Origin of the sequence: Desulfosporosinus youngiae DSM 17734 (assembly GCF_000244895.1) — a bacterium.
Taxonomy (GTDB): Bacteria; Bacillota; Desulfitobacteriia; order Desulfitobacteriales; family Desulfitobacteriaceae; genus Desulfosporosinus; species Desulfosporosinus youngiae.
In genome coordinates, this window is sequence record NZ_CM001441.1 from 1,608,826 (window position 1) to 1,624,625 (window position 15,800).

At 44.9% G+C, this 15,800-nt stretch carries 14 protein-coding genes and 1 pseudogene; 11 read left to right on the forward strand and 4 right to left on the reverse strand.

Translation table 11 applies throughout. The features are described 5' to 3' along the window. Window positions 1-333 precede the first annotated feature (333 nt). The 4 genes from DESYODRAFT_RS07690 (at window position 334) to DESYODRAFT_RS07705 (ending at window position 5,405) form a co-directional block, all read left to right on the forward strand. Complete coding sequence (locus tag DESYODRAFT_RS07690) at window positions 334-1,731, forward strand: 3' terminal RNA ribose 2'-O-methyltransferase Hen1 (protein WP_007781452.1); 1,398 nt, start codon at window positions 334-336, stop codon at window positions 1,729-1,731. Further along, window positions 1,728-4,409, forward strand: coding sequence for a polynucleotide kinase-phosphatase (locus DESYODRAFT_RS29070; RefSeq protein WP_007781454.1), 2,682 nt, complete (start codon window positions 1,728-1,730; stop codon window positions 4,407-4,409). The genes DESYODRAFT_RS07690 and DESYODRAFT_RS29070 overlap by 4 nt, the downstream gene beginning before the upstream one ends. A gap of 118 nt (window positions 4,410-4,527) precedes the next feature. Further along, a complete protein-coding gene (locus DESYODRAFT_RS07700; protein WP_042338334.1) occupies window positions 4,528-4,737 on the forward strand; it encodes a DUF3658 domain-containing protein in 210 nt (69 codons plus the stop codon). A 155-nt stretch (window positions 4,738-4,892) separates the two neighbouring features. Further along, on the forward strand, window positions 4,893-5,405 hold the full coding sequence (locus DESYODRAFT_RS07705; protein WP_007781455.1) for a hypothetical protein: 513 nt from the start codon (window positions 4,893-4,895) through the stop codon (window positions 5,403-5,405). A gap of 182 nt (window positions 5,406-5,587) precedes the next feature. Here DESYODRAFT_RS07705 and DESYODRAFT_RS07710 read toward each other — a convergent pair whose 3' ends face one another. After that, on the reverse strand, window positions 5,588-6,439 hold the full coding sequence (locus DESYODRAFT_RS07710; protein WP_007781456.1) for an AraC family transcriptional regulator: 852 nt from the start codon (window positions 6,437-6,439) through the stop codon (window positions 5,588-5,590). 342 nt (window positions 6,440-6,781) lie between these two features. Between DESYODRAFT_RS07710 and DESYODRAFT_RS07715 the strand changes: the two genes are divergently transcribed. Further along, window positions 6,782-7,408: a hypothetical protein gene (locus DESYODRAFT_RS07715; RefSeq protein WP_242833562.1), complete on the forward strand. Its 627-nt coding sequence runs from the start codon at window positions 6,782-6,784 to the stop codon at window positions 7,406-7,408. A 133-nt stretch (window positions 7,409-7,541) separates the two neighbouring features. Here the strand turns inward: DESYODRAFT_RS07715 and DESYODRAFT_RS07720 are convergent, their stop codons facing one another. The 3 genes from DESYODRAFT_RS07720 to DESYODRAFT_RS07730 all read right to left on the reverse strand — a co-directional run bounded on the left by DESYODRAFT_RS07720 (window position 7,542) and on the right by DESYODRAFT_RS07730 (window position 9,932). Next, on the reverse strand, window positions 7,542-7,901 hold the full coding sequence (locus tag DESYODRAFT_RS07720) for a VOC family protein (RefSeq protein WP_007781462.1): 360 nt from the start codon (window positions 7,899-7,901) through the stop codon (window positions 7,542-7,544). A 134-nt stretch (window positions 7,902-8,035) separates the two neighbouring features. Continuing rightward, window positions 8,036-9,220, reverse strand: a complete 1,185-nt coding sequence (locus DESYODRAFT_RS07725; RefSeq protein WP_007781465.1) for a M24 family metallopeptidase — start codon at window positions 9,218-9,220, stop codon at window positions 8,036-8,038. 109 nt (window positions 9,221-9,329) lie between these two features. Continuing rightward, window positions 9,330-9,932 (reverse strand): TetR/AcrR family transcriptional regulator, encoded by a 603-nt coding sequence (locus DESYODRAFT_RS07730; RefSeq protein ID WP_007781467.1) that lies wholly within the window; start codon window positions 9,930-9,932, stop codon window positions 9,330-9,332. A gap of 243 nt (window positions 9,933-10,175) precedes the next feature. Here DESYODRAFT_RS07730 and DESYODRAFT_RS07735 point away from each other — a divergent pair, with 243 nt between their 5' ends. The 6 genes and pseudogenes from DESYODRAFT_RS07735 to DESYODRAFT_RS28655 all read left to right on the forward strand — a co-directional run. Beyond that, on the forward strand, window positions 10,176-10,742 hold the full coding sequence (locus DESYODRAFT_RS07735; protein ID WP_007781469.1) for a uracil-DNA glycosylase: 567 nt from the start codon (window positions 10,176-10,178) through the stop codon (window positions 10,740-10,742). Window positions 10,743-10,767: 25 nt separating this feature from the next. After that, complete coding sequence (locus tag DESYODRAFT_RS07740; protein ID WP_007781471.1) at window positions 10,768-12,801, forward strand: Na+/H+ antiporter; 2,034 nt, start codon at window positions 10,768-10,770, stop codon at window positions 12,799-12,801. A gap of 487 nt (window positions 12,802-13,288) precedes the next feature. Further along, on the forward strand, window positions 13,289-14,689 hold the full coding sequence (locus tag DESYODRAFT_RS26595) for an HD domain-containing phosphohydrolase (protein ID WP_007781474.1): 1,401 nt from the start codon (window positions 13,289-13,291) through the stop codon (window positions 14,687-14,689). Window positions 14,690-14,731: 42 nt separating this feature from the next. After that, complete coding sequence (locus DESYODRAFT_RS29075; RefSeq protein ID WP_282433061.1) at window positions 14,732-14,872, forward strand: DUF6273 domain-containing protein; 141 nt, start codon at window positions 14,732-14,734, stop codon at window positions 14,870-14,872. 126 nt (window positions 14,873-14,998) lie between these two features. Then, complete coding sequence (locus DESYODRAFT_RS27155) at window positions 14,999-15,100, forward strand: CGGC domain-containing protein (protein WP_242833565.1); 102 nt, start codon at window positions 14,999-15,001, stop codon at window positions 15,098-15,100. Between the two features lie 258 nt (window positions 15,101-15,358). Beyond that, window positions 15,359-15,800 (forward strand): annotated as a pseudogene (locus tag DESYODRAFT_RS28655) (collagen-like triple helix repeat-containing protein); the annotation flags it as partial.

The window sequence follows — 15,800 nt, forward strand, 5'->3', positions numbered from 1 at the left end:
AAGTTTTAATAAAAGTATACAGTTTTGGAGAACTTAAAAGCTGAGACTAAATAATTATTTCCAGCAGCAGTTGAGCAGGGGGTGTTGCCTATTTAGCTGATATTCACGTAGGTTCCGCGTTGGTGGGCAAGCGTGTCTATTATGCAGGGCTTACTCCTTTTTTGTGTCGCACATAACATTAATGACTGGAATGATATTATAGGATATACTAAATTAAGGGAATTTTCCTTAAAGAGAAAGAAAAGGTCGTTGACTCCTTCTGACAGTGACCTATCAAAATATCAGTTTTAATCCACCAGTTAATTTCAAAGTTTTAGAACAGGAAGTGAAGAAATGCTTCTTAGCATCACAACCACTCGTGAACCGGCTACTGATCTCGGTTATCTGTTACATAAAAATCCGGCCAGACTTCATTCCGTCCCGCTATCCTTTGGGACGGCTCATATCTTTTATTCCGAGGCAACGCCCCAGCGCTGTACAGCTAACCTGCTGCTGGATATCAATCCGGTGGATTTAGCCAGAACCAAACAGGCTGCCGGGGAAGACATTGCCTATGTTAATGACCGGCCCTATGCGGCCTCATCTTTTCTGAGTACAGCAATTGCCAAAGTCTTTGGTACGGCTTTGTCCGGGCGATGTAAGGACAAGCCTGAATTAGCAGTATCCCCCATAATGCTTGAGGTGACAATTACCACTCTGCCGTGCCTGGAGGGGGAAGAGCTAATCCGGCGCTTGTTTATTCCCCTTGGCTACGATTTGGATATCACATCCTATAAACTCGATGAACGATTTCCGGAATGGGGAGAAAGCCCCTATTACACTGTTACAATCCGGGGCAGGAAGTGTATCAAGGAATTGTTAGCTCACCTATATGTCCTGATTCCGGTGCTTGATGAGGAAAAACACTACTGGATTAATCAAGATGAAATAGATGTACTGCTTAGGCGGGGTGAAGGCTGGCTGGCCCGGCATCCCGAACGGGAATTGATTGCCGCCCGCTTTCTTAAGAGGCAGCGCACCCTGACGGATCGGGCTTTACAGCGGTTAATGAATGGAGAGGGAGCAGAACATTCCCATAACCAGCTCCCCGGGCGGGGCTCAGCTCAAAAGGAAGAGGCTTGGGAGGAAAGCCTTAGTCTGCGGGAGCAACGGATCAGAGCTATCGTTGCAGTGCTAAAAGAGGTTGGGGCCAAGACGGTTGCTGATTTAGGCTGCGGTGAAGGCAACTTGCTCAAGGTTCTCCTTGCGGACAAGGATTTTACAGCGCTGACAGGCATGGATGTATCCTACAGGACCCTGGAAAAGGCTCATAAAAAGCTGAAGTTGGAGGATATGCCCTCAGTCCAAAAAGAGCGGCTGCAATTGTTCCAAGGAAGCTTGCTTTACCGGGATAAACGTCTGCAGGGGTATGATGCCGTCGTTGTCAGCGAAGTTATCGAGCATCTGGATGAAGACAGGCTGAAGACATTTATCCGGCATGTATTCGGGTTTCTGCGTCCGCCTGCGCTGGTTATCACCACACCCAACCGGGAGTACAACGTGAATTACCCCCAATTGCCGGCGGGGGAATTCCGCCACGCAGATCACCGTTTTGAATGGAGCCGTTCTGAGTTCAGACACTGGGCCGAGTCTGCTGCGAAGCAGTATGGCTATACTGTGAGCATCAAACCCGTGGGCTCCCTTGATCCCAAGACCGGAGCACCAACACAACTGGGGGTATTCAGCCGATGAAGATCGTTTTACCGGAGCTGTCGCTGGTCGCCTTAATGGGTCCGTCCGGAAGCGGCAAATCAACCTTTGCCCGTGATCATTTTAAGCATACGGAAGTTTTGTCCTCGGATGTTTGCCGGGGGTTAGTGGCCGATGATGAAAACGACCAAGCAGCGACTAAGGACGCCTTTGAGGTTTTGTACTATATAGCGGCTAAACGCCTGGCGGCAGGAAAACTGACGGTTATCGACGCTACCAATGTCCAATTCGAAGCGCGCAAGCCCATTGTAGATTTAGCAAGACGTTATCACTGCCTGCCGGTGGCCATTGTTTTTAACCTGCCGGAAAAAATCTGCCAGGAGCGGAATATTCAGCGGGCTGACCGGGACTTTGGACCCCATGTGATCCGCCGTCAGGCAGAACAACTGCGGCGTTCTCTGGCAAAGTTAAAAAAAGAAGGCTTCCGCCATGTATTCGTCTTAAATTCCCTGGCAGAAGCGGCGGATGTTACAATTGAACGCCAGCCCCTTTGGAATAACCTGAAACATTTACACGGTCCCTTTGATATTATCGGTGATGTCCACGGTTGTTTTGAGGAGCTTCTTGTTCTATTAAGGAAACTGGGCTATCAAGTTGAAGAGCCGGGCAACGGCGATAAAGAAAGCCCCGGATACCGGGTGGCGCACCCGGAGGGACGGACGGCTGTTTTTCTGGGCGACCTGGTAGACCGCGGTCCCCGCATTCCGGATGTCCTTGCTCTGGTTATGGATATGGTGCAATCAGGTACGGCTTTATGTGTGCCGGGTAATCACGATATGAAATTAGTCCGCCGGCTGCAAGGCAAAAAGGTGGAAATCAAGCATGGCTTAGAGCATACCTTAACTCAGCTGACGGAAAAACCGGCGGATTTTTCCCGGAAAGCGGCAGAGTTCCTTGATGGTCTGGTCAGCCACTATATACTGGATGACGGAAAGCTTGTCGTCGCTCACGCGGGGATGAAGGAAGAAATGCAGGGGCGGGGTTCCGGGAAAGTGCGGGATTTTGCCTTATTTGGCGAGACAACGGGAGAAACAGACAGTTTCGGCCTGCCGGTCCGCTATGATTGGGCTTCAGACTACCGGGGCAGGGCAACGGTAGTCTATGGACATATCCCGATTCCGGAGCCGAAATGGGTAAATCAAACCCTAAATATTGACACAGGCTGTGTGTTTGGCGGCAAGCTGACCGCTTTACGGTATCCTGAGCAGGAATTTGTACAAGTGGAGGCTTTCCGGGAATATTACCCGCCTGTCCGCCCGTTTCTTAAGCCGCTGACTGAAAATGAGCAGCCGCTTTCAGCCCCACGGGAGAAGGATGCCGATAATAGAGATTCGCTGTCACAAGTACCTGGCGTAAAACCGGGGGCTGCTTTAGCAGCGCAGGCAGATTTAACTGCGCAGGCGGAGGATCGTGGAGCAGCGGACATTCTAGACCTCAATGATGTCATGGGTAAACGAATCATAGCCACTCGCTGGCAGGGCAATGTCACAATCCGGGAAGAGAACGCGGCAGCTGCCTTAGAGATCATGAGCCGCTTCGCCGCTGATCCCCATTGGCTCATCTACCTGCCTCCAACCATGTCACCCAGTGAGACCAGCAGTGAAGCAGGTTTATTAGAGCATCCTCAGGAAGCTTTTGCCTATTATCGCTCCCACGGTGTCCGTCAGGTAGTCTGTGAGGAAAAACATATGGGTTCGAGGGCAGTGGTGATTGTCTGCCGGGAAGCAGGTGTTGCCCAAGAGCGGTTTGGACTTATGGGAAAAAGTGAGGGCATTTGTTACACTCGCACTGGCCGGTCGTTTTTCACTGATAATGCTTTGGAACAAGAGTTTCTGGCTGGACTTAAGAATGCTATTTCAGCGGCAGGTCTTTGGGATGAACTGACCACAGATTGGCTGTGCCTGGATTGTGAGCTGATGCCGTGGTCGGCTAAAGCCCAGGGACTATTGCGGGAGCAGTATGCGCCGGTAGGGAATGCCGGAAAACTTGCTCTTAATCAGGCCGTAAAAGAGTTAGAGACAGCCAAGGCCAGAGGAGTTGATCTTGGTAATTTAGTAGAACACTATAAAACCCGGGCTTTAACTCTGGCTAAATACACAGAGGCTTATGGACGTTACTGTTGGCCGGTGAATTCCTTAACTGATTTTAAATTGGCGCCTTTTCATATCCTGGCCGCTGAGGGAAAGGTATTTACGGATAAGAATCATGTCTGGCACATGACCATGATTGCAAAGATTTGTTCGGGTCAACCCCTTCTCGTCGCTACTCCCTATCAAGTCATCGATGTCGCCGATGAACAAAGCTGCCTAAAAGGGATTCAGTGGTGGGAGGAATTAACCAGCCGCGGCGGCGAAGGCATGGTTGTGAAGCCTCTGGATTTTGTGGCGGCTTACAAAGGACAAACCATCCAACCCGCTGTAAAATGCCGGGGCAGGGAGTACTTGTGGATTATTTATGGACCGGAATATACACTGCCGGAAAATCTGAAAAGGCTGCGCCAGCGCTCATTGGGCAGGAAACGTTCCCTGGCTTTGCGGGAGTTTGCCCTGGGTATTGAAGCTTTGGAACGTTTTGTAAAACGTGAACCTCTTTATCGGGTCCATGAATGTGTGTTTGCGGTGCTGGCGTTGGAAAGCGAACCCGTTGATCCGCGGCTTTAGAGGGGGATGGGCGGCATTTTTGTTTAATGGAATTTTGAATGGCTGTTGAGAGCCTTTCGTTATCTGTTAGATTAAAGACGCAATGGCCTCCGACTTAAGCTTTGTGTCGGGGGTCGTTGTGGTTATTATTATTGAAAATATTCCAGACCGAGAATTTGTTATGGCTCAACTTATTGGGACTATTTGGGGGAAATATCCTTTAGGAGTTGGAGACGGCTGGTATGCTTTGTGCATTAAAAGGATGATTGCGGATAATCAATTAGAAATTGTTGCAGATAACGATGTATCTCATCCACACGGAAAAATTTTACGAAAAGCCGAGTTGTAAATATTATAATCATTTGGGTAAGGGCAAATCTTTATAATTCTTATCGATGGCAAGTTTTCCGATTTTTAAGGTTGGCACTGAGTTAAAGGGAATGTCAGGCTTCTCTTTAATTAAAGAAAAACATTACTCCAGATTGATTGAGGTGAATATGAACTATGAAAAACCAAATATTAATAATTTTAGCAGTATTGGTTTTGCTCTTAGGATGTAGTTATAGCAAGCAAAGTGAACTCGTTCAACTAAAGTTGAATATCGAGTCTTCGGTGGGGGACTCTACCCCCACCGAAGCGAGGCCGGGGGTATCACTCCCACTTGTAGAAGTGGAAGTCTCACGATTGGATAAAATAGAGAATATGGATGCAAACACAATTATGCCGGGGAAATATTTTGGAGAGCCTTACAACCTTACTTCCTCATTTATACCGGTGCTGACAATTGATAATAAGCATGATTTTATACTTGAATGGGGAATTAACGCCACTACCAGAGGGACGTACACAGTTGATTCTAATAAATTAATTTTAAAAACAATCGGAGGTGAAAGTTATGTCCTCGAAATCACTGAACACTCATTAAAAAATACACAAGATATGCCAAATATAAGAAGTAATACAAACTTTAAACTTTCGGAATCGGATAAGGAAAAAGTTACTTCGCAATCGTTATAGTTTGTGACTTCAGTGAGCTTCTTTAAGGTAGCGCCGTCCGCGGCACTGCTGAGCCTGAGGGCACGATACGTTGTAAAAAGTGAATTGCCGATCTTGGTCAAGGAGCAAGTGGTCATGACACGCCGGCAATTCGCAGGACGAAATGTGAGGAGTGTAGCGCCCAAATATTAGAAAGTCATCGGTTACTTCTTAAGCGGAACCCAATATTCACATCTGTAATCCGGAGAGAATTTATCACCTTCAGGATAAACCTCAAGTACTGGTGCGCCCAAATCATGCTGATATCCTGTAGCCGGGAACCACTCTGAATATATCCTTCGAATTACATCCGTGAGAGCTTCAGGAAGTGCTCCGACTGATTCAAATAGAGCCCAGGTTGCAGCCGGTATATGTGTTGAAACATATCCTTTGGGAAGGGTGTCTTTGATTTCCTCAACTCCTACTATATAATTAAATTCATCTTTACCGAAATCCTTACTTACACCCAGGAGGCCAAGCTTGCCTGCCTTTGAGCCGATCCACTCGTATGAACCATCCTTTAGGCAATCGTCCCAGAATTCTGGTACCTGTATAAAGTTTTCACCGTCTACCATAGTTATTCTTCTTTGTTTACCGGTTACGGTGAAGCTTTCTTTATTGACAATCTTATAATCCATATCTTTATCTCCTTTTATTGAAATGTGAAAGGAGAGTTTTGGATATGCCTTGAGATTTGCTCCCGGCTCGCGCGCAGCCGAAGGGCTTATTCCATGCATTTTTCCAAAAGCTTTTGTGAAAGCTTCGGGCGTTTCATAGCCATACCTATAAGCTACATCAATGATCTTTTTACCGGATAAAATATCCTGGGCAGCGAGTGTAAGTCTTCTTCTGCGCATATATTCAGCCACAGTAACACCGGTCATCATATGGTACATGCGCTGAAAGTGAAACGTAGATGATAAGGCGATTTTCGCCACCTTCTCAATATCCAGCTTTTCAGTAATGTTAGCCTCTAGATAGTCTACTGCCCTGTTCATTGCGTCAAGCCAATCCATAAAGCCCTCCTCTATTTATAGTTTAAATGTCTTCTGCTTATTTTTCCTGTCTTTAAATGCGCCTTGATGACAGGTTCGAATTATGCAGTTTTTCCTATATTTTCGGCATAACTGTTTTGGCGGGGATAGGACTTCTCTACATCCGTGGCGGTTTGCCAGATAGTCGGTGCTGGCTTTAAGCAGGTCGGTGGTTTTATCCGGAGCCTGTATAGGTACATTTAGTTTGCCAATCTCATAGTCAGAGCAAGTTGTCTGATGGACTCTCAGATACTCTGCAATGATGCTTTGGACATTTATTAGAGGCACCTGAATGATGTTTTAGGAGTTAAAGAAATTTTCGAGGTGAATGAAGTGTTGTACAAGAACTTAAAATGGATTAGCGTTGTAGTTTTCATTCTTTTTTTCAGCATAATGGGATGTTCATCATCCGCAAGCAAGAGCATTGAGAATACTATAGAGTCTTATTATAAGACTCACTTGCCAGGGCTTAAAGAGAAGACACAGTTTTTTGCGCAAAAAGAATTTGAAGGCGGCACTTTGGTACTCACTGAAAAATACCGGGGCGATGGGCATGCATTTACAGAGTTGTTTTTATTAGGTGACGATAAGAAAATTTTAAAGGTAGCACATGGAGGGACACCATTAAGTATGTGTTTCACTGTTAACGTGATTGAATATGGCGGCTGTAAGATTTTATTTGGGAATTTTAACGACTCTAAATGGTTGGTTGAACCTGACAAGAAGGTAGCGGTTAATATACAAAGTATTTTGGTGAAATTTAAGAATGGTGAACAATATGAAGAAAAAGTAGGGAAAGGTTATATTGTCTATTCAAAAGAACTATCTGATGTTGAAGTTGTTGAGCTCTATGATGATAAGGGTAAACTTCAAAGTGATTTAAATGATTTGCAAAGATATGGAAACGTATTCGATGAAACTTCATTTGTAGATGTAGAGCAATTGCCGTGATATGGTAATTACCTCGACAATTATTTTAGCGGTTTTTCTTGTGTAACTATGGGCAAAATACATATAGGTCGTAAAATGGAGGATTGTATAGCGAATAGAGGTTACATAGGAGCGGGGTAAAGTCGTTGTTAACTTATCCCCCGATTCTCTGCGAAAGCATCAGTTTATATCCGTCAGGGTCGCTGAACGTGGCCAGTTTCACCAGGCCAGGAATTTCAACAATATCACCTTGGAACTCGACGTCCTTTTGTCGCAGTGTATGAACCACTTGCTCAATGTCCTCTACTTCAAAAGTAATGCACGTCGAAGAAGGGACAATTGAATGAGTTTCAGCGAACCCGATATAGTAATCCTCGGTGTTTGTGGTCACCATTGCCTGTCCTTTGTACTCATCAATAAACAGCACCTTAAAGCCAAGCTTCTCGGCATAGAATTCTAAAGTACGCTCATAATTGTTAACATTGTAATGGAATCCAACTCCTGATTTAAACATAGGATTACCTCCATTTGCCATTACAAGCTTATCTGTTATATTTAACCGTGCTCATCAGTTAAAGGTGAACGTATCGACGTTCACTTCTCATTAAAAATAAGGGCCATTGTTTTAACCTCCCAAGCACAAAAGCCTCACTTAAGATAAATTATAGTTTCATTAAACAATGTCAACGTTTCCAGTCCTTTTTCCCCCACAACAAACGTGTTTTCTATTCCGACAGCACCTTCCGGGAAAATAAACTTCGGCTCTACGGCTATGACCATGTCCTTCTCCAGCGGCGTTTTAAAACCTGCGGCTAACACCGGCCATTCATTGAGTTCTATACCTACGCCATGTCCAATAAAAGGCACAGGCTCGGAGCAGCCCATAAAATACTCACCGTATCCGGATTCGACCGCCATATTAATCGCATGCCGGTAAATGTCCTCGCACAATGCCCCCGGCACAGCCATCTGCTTAACGGCCTCTTGAATGAGCAATGCTGTCTCATGAGCACGTACAAGTTTATCCGGCAGTTGACCGATACAAAATACCCGGGTCTGGTCTGCCAAATAACCGTCTTTAACCCCTACAAAATCAATCATAACCGGCTCATTTACGGATATTTTTTTATAGCCTGCTCCCTGGGGGAAGGCTATGCTCACTCCCGGTCCGCCGGTAGGGCTTTCCATACAACTGGGCATGGCCCCATTGGTGCCGGACAATACGTGGCCGTAATAAACTTCCTGGTCAAATCCCCGCATTTTTACTCTGCCCGAGTGTCCTGCCAGGCGATACACCATCTCCAGCTGACCTGCCAGTTCTAATTCAGTAATACCCTCTTTTAAATAGTCCTTGATCCGGGAAAATAGAGTGTAATTAAGTCGGGCGGCGTCCCGGAGTACTTCCAGCTCAAAGGATGACTTGACCATGCGCACAGAACGAATTAATCCACTGATATCTACAATCTGAGCACCCTCAAATAGCTCTTGAAAAAGCAGGTAGAGGGCCGCGGGCAATACGTCCAGCTCAAGCCCCAAGGCAGTTATGTTAGTATAACCATACTCATTGAGCATTCTGGTCAAGTCTTTCACATTAACCAAGGGAATGATATCTTCCAACGCCGATTCTCTTTGGGCACGGGTAAAGCTTCTTTTCACCATCAACAAAGGCTTGCCCTCTGCAGGAATAAACAGGTGAGCACGATGAGCGGTGCCCGCAAAATAAAACATATCCGAGCTATCCACGATTAACGCACCGTCAACGTTTTTTTGCTGCAACAGTTTCTGCAAGGCCGTAATCCGCCTTGTCAGCTCACCTGCTGGGGTCAACCTCATTTATGACACCTTCTTTTCATATTGAATAGCGAACGTACGGACGTTCACTTCTTCATAAAATAATAAGGCCGTTGTTGAAACGCCGATAACAAAAGCCCTTTCAGAATAACTACTTGCTGTTGACCAAACCTTTAGCCAGGGTTTCGTGAAAGGATATAACCATTTCTACCATTTCTTCGTTCGTTATATCCTTTAATACGATCCATTTGTACAACAGGAATTTTTCGACTGCCAGTATGGCGTGGGCGACCGGAGGGACCGAAACGTTATTAAAAGCACCCTTATTAATGCCATACTCAATATTCCTTATATAAAACTCAATTAATTTATCCTCAAACTGCTTCAGGCAATTGTCAATGGCTTCACTTGTGCCCGCTACCCGACTATATATTTCTGACAGTTTCTCATTCCGGGCGAATGTTTCCATAGTTACACGTTTTGTTTCTACAAATCGCTTGTACAAATCTTTTTCGGTTGAGTAATAGGTGTTATGACCTGAAATAATTTGATCCGCGAATTCTTCCAGAAGTGTTTTTAAAATATCTTCCTTATCAATAAAGTAATTATAAAAGGTACCGGTTCCAAAACCTGATTTAACGATTATTTCGCGGACAGAAGTATTAAAATATCCCTTTTCACTAAATAGATCAATAGCACATTCCAAAAGTCTTTGCCGGCGTTCTTTGTTTTGCCTTAATTTTGGGATAGGCATCTCAATACCTCCGTTCTGAGTGTACATTCGTTCACTTAAATTATAATATGATTGGTAATAAGTGTCAACTTCAAATGCAGCTTTCTATCTCAATTCTTGCAGACAAAACCTTAACCGTCGCTGATTAAGCAAGCCGAAACATGAAATATATCTCAAATTGTGGGCAATATAATATGGTCAATAAACAAAGTGATACCCTGAATATTTGGCCCCAATAATTCCGGTAGGGTTAGGAGAGCTAATATGGATTCGTGCTTTGAACCGGTGATTTGGCCGGAAGACAAATTACCAAAAGAAGCATCCGGCTATAAAGAATGTGAACTATGCACGGAAAAATCGCGCATCATTTGGGGAGAAGGAAATCCAAAGGCGCCTGTTGTTATAATTTTAGATAATCCAGGCGCCCGCGAAGACAAAGATGGCAATGAATATGTCTGCGGAACGAGGCAAACACTGCAGACAGCTTTACATCGAGCCAATTTGGCGCCGGATGACATCTATGTAACTTATCTTTTAAAATGCAGGCCCCTTGGCCGATATAACAAAGAAGAAGTCAGGGCTTTCAGTAAACCATTTCTTATTCAGCAAATAAAAACCATACAGCCCAAATTAATCGTTTGTCTGGGAGATACCGTTGTTCAGGTGATGTTTGATGATAAGGAGGCCCATGTAAAGAATCTGAGAGGGTTATGGCATGTTGTGCTGGGATATCCCTGTATCGTCTCTTATCATCCGCTGGCTGTAAGGAGACGGCCTAATCTGACACGTCAGTTTATGGAGGATTGGGACATGCTGGGGCGATGGTTATAATTGGTTATAAACGGAGGACATAACCATGGATTTATTAACCATTGTCTTATTATTACTGCTTGGACTCCTGATATCAAATATTGTCGGTCATTATATTCCGTTTATTCCAACGGCATTGACTCAGGTTGTACTTGGGATAATAGCAGCGCTTATTACAGGGAATTATACGTTTGGAATCGGCGCGGAATGGTTTTTGTTATTGTTTGTAGCGCCCCTTTTGTATAATGATGGCCGGCGTTTTTCACGGGAAGAATTATGGGGGATGAAGTCTCAGATCTTTGGCAACGCTTTCATCCTTGTCATACTGACCACCATACTTTGCGGCTATTTAATTAATCGGCTCATACCCGATATTCAAATCGCTGCCGCTTTGGCTCTGGCAGCGATTCTGTCGCCGACGGACCCTGTCGCTGTCAATGGCATTGCCAAAAGGATAAGTTTACCCGAAAAGGTGATGGTTCTTGTCAGGGGAGAATCACTGATCAATGATGCTTCCGGGCTTGTAGCCTTTAACTATGCCATAGCAGCAGCTGTCACCGGCTATTTTTCACTCAGGGAGGCGATCCTGGACTTTTCTTATACCTTCCTGATTGGGGCTGCCGCCGGGATAGTTCTCGGTCTGCTTATAGTTTTCCTTCGCTTCAGACTGCGCAAAAACGGGATAAACGATCCGGTGTTCCATTCGCTGCTGCAGATTCTGACTCCCTTTGGCGTCTATATCGTTACCGAGGATATTTTGCATGCTTCAGGGGTCATTGCCGTTGTAGCTGCCGGAATCATCCATTCCGTTGTCAGGGAACATACGGAAACCTACATGGCCGAGGAACAGCTGCTCACAGAAAACACATGGTCTATCGTTTTGTTTGTCTTAAACGGATTTGTGTTTTTATTATTAGGGATGAACATTCCATCGGCAATGTTTGATATCATTTCCAGCCCTGATATGGGAAATTGGCTGGCTTTTGGCTATGTAGCGGTTATCGGTCTGGCGATTCTTGCCATTCGCTTTATCTGGTCTTTTGTGAGCAAAGCATATAATTTTTATTTCAGGAAAAGAAACGATGCTGAAAAGCCGGAACTAAAGACAGCCCTGATCACAACCCTCGCAGGTGTGCGCGGTGCGGTGACCATGGCCGGCGTCCTTACCGTGCCGGCTTTTTTAGGAAACGGAGAAATATTTCCGGCGCGTTCGCTGCTTATTTTTATTGCCGCAGGAGTAATTCTTCTGCTCTTAATTCTGGCAACCCTGTTTTTGCCCTTGCTCTGCAAAAAGGAAGCGCCTTCCGGAGGGGCCGGGGAGTGTGGGGATTTGACCTGGGCCAAGAATAAACTTCTGCTGTCGGCAATTAAAAAAATCAAAGCGGAAACAAATGCGGAAAATGAGCCGGCGGTTTCGCAACTGATCAACGAATATACTGTCAGTTTTCAGAGGAATCTTTCCGGACAGAAATCTGATGAACAGTATGCGGAACATTATAACAGGAAGATAAATGAGGCGCGCTTACTGGCTTTAAACCTGCAAAGAAAGTATATCAGCAATCGTTTGGCCAACGATGAAATAGATATAACGGTTTTCGACACTCTGACCCAATTTCTTGATTATCGGGAAGAAGCCCTGAACAATAATTTGCGTTTCGAAACAAAGTTTTTCTTAAAACGGGCCATGCGCGATTTCGGCCGCTTGGGCGGTAAACAGCATAGGAATGACAGCGCCGGCGTAGACAATCTGCAGTTTGTCAGGGACATCCAGATAAGCGCTATGCGCGCAGCTGTCGCAGGTTTGGCGGAATACGCCAAAACACAGGAACAGCCGGAGTATGTTTATGCTGTGCTTCTGGATTATGAAAAAATGCTGCAGAGATTTAAACGTACAGGCGGCCGGTATAACGACAGGCTCGAAGTACAAAAGGAAGAATTGCGGTTTAAGGTATTGGATGCGCAGCGTTCTGAAGTGCGCAGAATGTATGAAGTCGGCGAAATAACCTCAGATCAGGAGAAGGAACTGAGGAGATTTACAAACTATATTGAGAGTATTATTTTGTATGAACATAATGAATAACTCACCATTTCTGTTTCCTCCAGTGACAGAAAAATAGAACTACGTCTATATTGAAAATCCGGCCGGGCTCATCTGCCAAGCGCCGTCTAAAACGCCAACTCATAGCCTGAGTTCCAAAGATTGTGGCTAAAATTTATCAAGAAGGCTTGAAAACACTCGTCAGCCAAGGATAGGTTAAGATTTGGGAGTATGCGTAATAAATGATGTATTTGACTTTTTGGGGACGTAATTTTAGAATAACTTTATAGGACTCTTCTTTTTCCAAATGTATATCAAACAATCCCGCTCAAGCGTTTAAGTTCAGAGGGTTTGGCTCATTCATTAAAGTCGGAAAATTCGGTAAGTTTAGCTAACTATCTGCATTTCGTACCCTTTCCGTGCGTTTCGTACCATTTATATTGATAGGCTCCTTCCCTCTGTTTGTTCGTGACCCATGATCCGATTAAAAACATCAGCAGCAAAGTATTTTATGTTGGAGGTTGAACCTTTGAAAGTAAACCTTAAACGCTTACTGGCCAATGAGGGTACCATAGACCTTATTCATTCCTTGGCGGATAATAAGGATTTTGCCATTTTAGACGCCAAAGGCAAACCGCTTTACGTCTCAAATAATTTAAGCCCGGAAATAATCTCCGGGATGGTCATTAAAGCCAACCAGACTGAGATCGGCCGGGTGTGCAGCAACAGCGGCAAAGCTGCGGACACCATCGCCAGATTTATTGCTTATTTAGCCAAGCTGGAGTACGAAAAAAAAGCCTTGGCCAGCGAAACCTTGGAAAAATACAAAGAGATCAGCTTAATGGCCGGACTCAATGAAAAGCTGGCCTCAGTACTGCATCCTCTTGATGTGGCCAATACCCTGATCCGGGAGCTGGAGAAAACCCTGTGGGCGGATCATATTCAAATCGTAATTTATAATTACGACAAAGAGCGGTACGAAAACTTAGCGATTATGAATAAGCATCCCCAGCCCTTTCAGGAGGGGGAGCAATTGGCGGTAAAATGGCTGTCTCTGAACATGGTGGGAGAGATAATCAATGATCTGGCCGGAGATGAACGGTTTAGTGACTATTTTCCCCAGGTCTCTTCCCTGATGACCGCCCCCCTCATCGTTAATAACAGTGTAATAGGCGGTGTATTTATCTTCAGCAGACAATTCCACAGCTATACCTCCATGGATTTGAAACTATTGAATGCTCTCGTCTCGCAAACGGCTACCGCCCTGGAAGCAGCCCGGCTCTATGAGTTATTAAAAGACACCTTTATCAGAACGGTCTTTACCCTGGTGGAAACCTTGGAGAAACGGGACCCTTATACGGGAGGGCATACCAAGCGGGTCATGGAATACAGCGTAAAAATAGCCCAAACCCTGAATTTTTCTAAAGATGAAACTGAAGAGATCATGCTGGCCGCTGTCCTCCATGATATAGGGAAAATAGGGATCTGTGACAAGGTATTATTGAAAAACACCAAACTCACCGATGAAGAGTTTACTATTATCAAAAATCATACGATCTACGGCGAGGAGATCCTTAGCAATATCAATAGTTTAAGACATTTAATTCCCGGCGTTAAAGATCATCATGAAAGATTTGACGGCACAGGCTATCCAAACGGTAAGAAAGCTGAGGAGATCCACTTTCATGCCCGCGTTATCGCCGTAGCCGATGCCTTTGATGCGATGACCTCCGACCGCCCTTATCGTAAGAAAATGGCTTTAGAAACGGCAATAGAAGAGCTGAAGCTGAATGCCGGGAGACAGTTTGATCCGGAAATCGTGGAGGCTTTTTGTCAGATGCTGGCCGACAGCAATCTTAATGGAGTGAACGGTCAATTTCCCCCATGCCGTACCTCAACTCATCACAGCCCTCCGCAATATGGGTGTTAAAGCCGTATTTGACGTAAGCTTCGCCAAGGCTTAAGCGAGTACATTTTGGACTGCAAGCAGTATCATAGTGGGGATACGGATATTATTTGGCGTGACTGCGATTTGCGAAAGTGGCTGAACCATGAATTTTATAATGCAGCATTTAATGACTCTGAGAAGAGATTCATCAAGATTGCACAGTGACCTCATTCATTTGGGTGAATGTTGTAAAGAAGCCCATCCGCTATTATTGTTTATGATAGCGGATGGGCTTCTTTAGTTTAAATAAGTGATCTTGCTGGGTCAAGTCCTTTAATGGAAGAATCTGCAATGAAAGTTGGAATTATTCGCTGTCAGCAAACAGAGGATATGTGTTCTGGAAGCAGAGGCTTCAAAGTCGCTGAAGAAGGAAAGCTGGCTTTAAAGCTGTAGTCAAAAAGGTGAGGTCTGAAGTCCGGGGAAGCGAGTGAGTCATTGGGGGATTTTTACATTGAACGGATAGATCAGGAATGTAGCTGAAGCTATCAATCTCTTGGAGCATGAATTGCCTTAACAGATGGTGTACAAGTTGCATATAATATAGCATACTGAAGTTTTCTTAAAAGTAATGTTTGTTTAATAAGGATAATTAAGCAAAGCAACTCCCAATTTATATTGAACTGTATGCTTTAAAAAACAGGAGATGAAATCATGGCGGAATTAACAACTGGATTGATTGAAAACCCATCCGTCTCCGGAATAAGAGCAACTACTCTGCTTACTGTCAGAGTAGTGAATGATGATCCTGTATCTGCTTCTGTACAAATATCGGGATCTTATGTATCCGGAACCACTACTATACAGTATATTTTAGAATTATTCATTCTGGGACCCGGCGAGGTGGCAACACGGAACTATTCAGCAAATTTTAATGCGTTTCAATTTCAATTTATCACCAGTTCAGAAAATGTTGAGATTTCGGCTTGGGGAAAAGATAGCCAGGGAGATTTGATCGCAGCTCATCGGGTGCTGCCTGCGGAGCTTGATCTATTGGGCCAGAATGGAGGGGCCGGTGCAACAGGAGCAACGGGAGCCACAGGTTCAGCGGGGGCAACAGGAGCAACGGGAGCCACAGGTTCAGCGGGGCAACAGG